This window comes from Actinomycetota bacterium (assembly GCA_035759705.1).
In the GTDB taxonomy this organism is placed as follows: Bacteria; Actinomycetota; CADDZG01; order JAHWKV01; family JAHWKV01; genus JAJCYE01.
In genome coordinates, this window is the sequence record DASTUJ010000141.1 from 1 (window position 1) to 5,414 (window position 5,414).

The window sequence follows — 5,414 nt, forward strand, 5'->3', positions numbered from 1 at the left end:
GTCCCAGGTCCAGTTCGACTTCTCGGTGTCCAGGAAGATGATCCGGGCCTCCGACCAGCGCTGGTCGTCGTCGCCCCAGACGTACCAGCCGGCCTTGGGGTTGTCCTTCGACTGGCGGGACTCCTGGAACCACGGGTGCTGGTCCGAGGTGTGGTTCATCACCATGTCGGCGATGATGTACATCCCCCGCTTGTGGACCTCCTCGATGAGCTCCACCACGTCCCCCAGGTTCCCGTACTCGGGCAGAACCGTAAAAAACTCGCTGATGTCGTAGCCGCCGTCCCTGAGGGGCGACTGGTAGAACGGCAGCAGCCAAATGCAGTCGATGCCCAGCCACTGCAGGTAGTCGAGCTTGTTGATCAGGCCGCGAAGGTCGCCGGTGCCGTCGTGGTTGGCGTCCGAGAAGCCCCGGACCAGGACCTCGTAGAACACGGCCTTCTGGTACCAGCGGGTGTCGGCGGCAGAGGGCTCGGGGCTCGGGGTTTCGACGAGGGGGCTGTCGGGCTTGTGGCCTTCCTGGACCTCGAGCTCTCCACCGGGGGCGCCGACCTCCCCGACCTCCTCGGAGGCGGCGACCGATGCGACCTCGGTTGGCGAGAAGTCGCCCCCGCGCACGGCGACCTCGGCTTCGTGGAGGTCGGGCAGCCGTTCGGCTACGTCCGCCGCACCCGGAGCGTCGGTACGCTCCTTGGCCCCAGGGTCGATGGGGCTAATGGGCGGGCCCCTGAGTTACCGAAAGGACGTGGGCGGGGGCGTCCGCCGGGTCGAGCCGGACGTAGGGGTGGCCGCCCCGCCATTCGTAGGCGGCGCCGGTCAGCAGGTCCTGCACGGTGTAGGGGTGGAACGAGTCGACCCCGAGCGCCCCCAGGTCCAGGGTCAGAGTGGCCTCCTGCCAGCGGACGGTGTCCAGGTTCACGACCACAAGGACCACGTCCGACCCGTCGTCGCTCGTCTTGGAGTAGGCGAGCAGGTTCGGGTTGCCGGTTTCGTGCATCGTGATTTTCCGTAGCTGCTGGAGCGCCGGGTGCTCCCTGCGGACGGCGTTCAGGCGGGTGATCAGCGGGACCAGGCTCCCCGGGGCGTCGTAATCCCGCTCCCGGATCTCGTACTTCTCCGAGTTCAGGTACTCCTCGTCGGTGTCCCGGGCCGGCAGGTTCTCGTACAGCTCGTAACCGGAGTAGATCCCGTAGTTCGAGCTCATCGTGGCGGCCAGGAGCAGGCGCAGGCGGAAGACCGCCGGGCTGCCGTTGCGGAGCGGGCCGCTCAGGATGTCGGGCGTGTTGGGCCAGAAGTTGGGGCGCATGTAGTCGGACGCCGGGCCCTGGGCCACCTCGATCGCGTATTCGGCCAGTTCCTGCTTGCCCACCCGCCACGTGAAGTAGGTGTAGCTCTGGCTGAAGCCGACCTCGGCCAGCCGCGCCATCATCTTCGGGTGGGTGAAAGCCTCGGCAAGAAACAGCACCTCGGGGTGCTTGGCCTGGACCTTGCGGATCATCCACGCCCAGAAGGCGAGCGGCTTCGTGTGCGGGTTGTCGACCCGGAAGAACTTGATCCCCCGCTCTACCCAGAACTCGATTATGTCCCGGCACGCCCGCCAGAGCGCCTCCCGGTCCTCGTCCCTGGTGGGCCAGAAGATGATCGGGTAGATGTCCTGGTACTTCTTCGGAGGGTTCTCGGCGAACTTGATGGTCCCGTCCGGACGGTGGTGGAACCACTCGGGGTGCTCTTTGACCCAGGGGTGGTCGGGCGAACACTGCAGGGCGTAGTCGATCGAGATCTCCATCCCGAGGGAGTTGGCCTCCTCGACCATCTTGGCAAAGTCCTCGAAGGTGCCGAGGCTCGGCTCGATGGCGGTGTGACCCCCCAGTTCGGAGCCGATGGCCCACGGGCTGCCGACGTCGTCCGGCTCGGGCGTGGTGGTGTTGTTCTTACCCTTTCGGTCGGTGACGCCGATCGGGTGGATGGGCGGCAGGTAGATCACGTCGAAGCCCTGGTCGGCCAGGGCGGCCAGGCGTTTGGTGGTGCCCTCGAACCCTCCGTTCGAGCGGGGGAACAGCTCGTACCAGGCGCTGAACTGCGCCCGCGGGCGGTCGGCCCAAAGGGGCATCTGCGGCGAGGTGCTGAGGTCCCGCTTCACGGGAGTCGCCTGCAGTGCAGGCAGAACCTCCGGGACCTCCACGGCGGCCAGGCGGTTCTCGACCGGCAGGTACTTGTTCCGCAGGATCTCGGCCGCCTGCTCAAAGGGGGGCCGGGCCCTGGCTTTGACCGTGGCGGCGGCCTGCTCGACCAGCAGGGCCCCCTCCTCCAGCTCGACACTGATGTCCTGGCCGGCCTGGTGCTTCAGCAGGGCGCCCTTGCGCCAGGTGGCGTAGGTGTCGGTCCAGGCCTGGACGATGAATTCGTGGAGTCCCATGTCGTCCGCGGTGACGATCCCCTCCCAGCGGTGGTTGGGGAGTTGGGTCATCGGCGCCGTCTGCCATGCCTTCGAGCCCTTCGGGCGCCAGGCGACCTGCGCGGCCAGGAGGTCGTGGCCGTCGCGAAAGATGTCGGCCGAGACCGTTACTCGCTGTCCGGTGACTGTCTTGGCAGGAAAGCCCTCAGGCGTGCGCGGTCGAATATTTTCGATGGCAATGGGATTGATCACCTCTTATTCCTACCACCTGCAGGCAAAGCCAATGCATGAACAGCCCCATTACGCCCCGAAGGTTTCTTTGCATCGCCTGCTTCCCTGCTCCGGCCGCTACGACCGAGGGCCGGACCCGCCTTAGGTCCGGCCCCTCGTCGTTGACTAACCGCAGGGTTTTGAGGGCGCTGCCGCGCAGTAGCCGTTCACCGTGTACTTGTCGGTGGCGAACTTGTGGCCGGCCGCCCAATCGAAGTAGTTGTAGATGAGCCTGACCGGGTTCAGCGCAAAGTCGCCCTTGGGGTTGACGCTTCGGTCGTCCCCGTCGTCCCAACCCCAGGGAGCGTGGGCCGCGTTGGCCGTGCCGTCATCGCCCCGGAAAGTCCCATAGCCGGCGAAGGTGGTGGTGATCGAAGGGTTGTTCAGCTGCGTCACCTGGTGCGCCCAGAGGCCGTTCGTCGCGAAAATGTTGACCAGCTTGTAGGTGGCGGTTTGGTTGGCGCTCGTCGGCTCCTGAGCCGTGGTTCCCGGGTTGTAGATGATGCCGTCGCCTCCGGGAAATCCTTCACCGTTCCACGCCTTGATGCCGTGGCCCTGCGCCTGCTGGAAGGTGGTGGGACGGTTGTGGCCGCCGTACGACTTCATCCGTATCGTGCCGTCGATGTTCTCGTACTGCGAACTCTTGAAATCGGATCCGGAGGGCGTGTAGGAGTAGAAGTCGTTGTGGTAGACGGTGATCATCGACTGCAGCTTTCCGTAGGTGGTGCCGTTCTTACTGACCGTCAGCAAGATGCCCTCCATGTCGTTCTCGTGCTCCATCGACTCGTGGCAAACCTTGCACCAATCGACCGGGTGGTAGAAGGCATAGACGATGAACCAGTTCGTCGAGGTCTCCACCACCGAGTAGTAGACGGTTGCGAACCAGCGCCCGTAGGCGAGGTTCTCCCAGTTGTTGGCCGTCTTCCAACCGTCGGGGTCGCTGAGCGACACTCCGGGGTCGAAGTTAACCGGTGTGATGTAGTCGGCGATGGTGAAGAAGGCGTCTACATCCTGGTAGTGGACCGGGGCCCAGTACGAAGCAATCTCGGACTGCGTGGCGGCGGCCTGCGCCGGTGCCGGCGTTGCGATCATTGCGGCAATAAAACTTACGAGGGCGACCAGGATGGTCGCGCGACGACGAAGAATCAGACTCATGACTTGCCCCCCGATGCTGAAGCGCACCGGTGGGTGCGCTGGTCCCGATGAAACTCAGTTCTCTATCGGCAGGGAACTCGCCCATATTTAGGGAAACTTTCAGATCGGCCGGGAAGCCCGGAACAAGACCCTTTTAACCTTGAAAAGCTCGGCCATGCGGAGTACTCTGCTTTCCACAGTAGTCTCCAAACGGGAAGAGAGGGTTCATGGACGTAAGTCAGCTCCTCAAGGGGGTCCTCGACGTCGCCGTCCTGGCGGTCGTCAAAGAAGAAGACGGGTACGGGTACGACGTTCTCCGGCGCCTTAGGGCGGCCGGGTTCGAGGAGATCGGTGACGCCTCGGTCTACGGCACACTGCGCCGCCTGTACCTGAACGGCTCCCTCACTTCCTACGTGGTCCCCAGCGACGAGGGGCCGCACCGCAAGTACTACGCCATCAACGACGCCGGCCGGACCGTGCTCGAGGAGTCCATCAAGACGTGGCGTGGCTTTGCCGACTCCATCGATCAGGTTCTCAAGCCCACCAGGGAGGTGGCTGCATGACCACTAAGACCACCACCGCAGAATCCGAGGCCTTCCTCGCCGCCGTCAAGGAGCAGCTGAGCGACCTCCCCGAGGAGGAGCGCACCGACCTGTTGGAGGATCTGGCCCAGCACCTGGCCGACATCACCGCCGACCGGGCCGAAGACGGCCCGTCCCTCATCACTCTGCTCGGAGCACCGGAAAAGTACGCCGCCGACCTACGCGCCGCTGCGGACCTGCCTCCCCGCACCGCTCCCGTGGTCACCAAGGAGTCCTTCGGTGCCCGGCTCGGCCGATCGTTTCCGGTCCGGCTGTCCCAGAAGTTGTGGCGCAAGCCGTACGTCACACCGGTGCGGGAGTTCGTGCCGCAGTTGCGGCCGGCGTGGTGGGTCCTGCGGGGCTACCTGGTTATAGCGCTGCCGGCGCTGGCAGCGCCCAACTCTACCGACGACTTCCCGGTCCCCGCCGTCGGCGGCAGCAACTTTCTCGGTTTCCTGTTCGTTGTGGGGGCGATCGTCGCCTCGGTGTGGCTCGGCATGCACCCGGGAGGCAAGTGGCGCCGCCGACTGGTGATCGCCGGTAATGCCTTTCTGGTGATGTTCGCTCTCGGCGTGGTGAGCTCGGTTGACTACCGCATGACCGGCGAGCCTCAGTTCGTAAGCTCCTCGGGCGTGCCCAGTCAGGTTTACCAGTTGAGCTCACCGAGTGGGCCGGTGACCAACATCTACCCCTACGCCTCGGACGGGACGCCTCTTAAGGGAGTGCTCCTCTACGACCAGGACGGCCGGCCGCTTCGCACGGAGATGCAGCTTTGGTGGGCCGACCGCTGTGAGCGTGCGGTCAGCTACCCACGTGCCGCAGACGGAGTCGGTGTCGAGCACTCCTACCCCAAGACCTACCTGCTGACCGGGGCCAACGGCGCCTTGTCCTGCAACACCGACGGGTACACGCCGCAGGTTCCGATTCCGACTTTCCCAGCGACAGCGGAGGATCCTTCCGGAACAGCTCCTCCGGCGCCACCGGTACCTCCGGCTCCGGCCGTGCCTCCCGCTCCACCGGTTCCCTAACAACCATCA

The 5,414-nt window shown here is 65.1% G+C and carries 5 protein-coding genes; 2 read left to right on the plus strand and 3 right to left on the minus strand.

The window, feature by feature from the left end:
• The 3 genes from VFV09_09935 to VFV09_09945 all read right to left on the minus strand — a co-directional run.
• Positions 1-615: alpha-amylase family glycosyl hydrolase (locus tag VFV09_09935; GenBank protein ID HEU4868036.1), on the minus strand; the 615-nt coding region annotated here is incomplete at its 3' end.
• A 94-nt stretch (positions 616-709) separates the two neighbouring features.
• Positions 710-2,644, minus strand: a complete 1,935-nt coding sequence (locus VFV09_09940) for an alpha-1,4-glucan--maltose-1-phosphate maltosyltransferase (protein HEU4868037.1) — start codon at positions 2,642-2,644, stop codon at positions 710-712.
• Between the two features lie 144 nt (positions 2,645-2,788).
• A complete protein-coding gene (locus VFV09_09945; GenBank protein HEU4868038.1) occupies positions 2,789-3,817 on the minus strand; it encodes a hypothetical protein in 1,029 nt (342 codons plus the stop codon).
• Positions 3,818-4,023: 206 nt separating this feature from the next.
• Between VFV09_09945 and VFV09_09950 the strand changes: the two genes are divergently transcribed.
• Together VFV09_09950 and VFV09_09955 are read left to right on the plus strand one after the other, a co-directional pair.
• Positions 4,024-4,359, plus strand: coding sequence for a PadR family transcriptional regulator (locus VFV09_09950; protein ID HEU4868039.1), 336 nt, complete (start codon positions 4,024-4,026; stop codon positions 4,357-4,359).
• Positions 4,356-5,405, plus strand: coding sequence for a hypothetical protein (locus tag VFV09_09955; GenBank protein ID HEU4868040.1), 1,050 nt, complete (start codon positions 4,356-4,358; stop codon positions 5,403-5,405). Before VFV09_09950 ends, VFV09_09955 begins: the two co-directional genes overlap by 4 nt.
• Positions 5,406-5,414 lie beyond the last annotated feature (9 nt).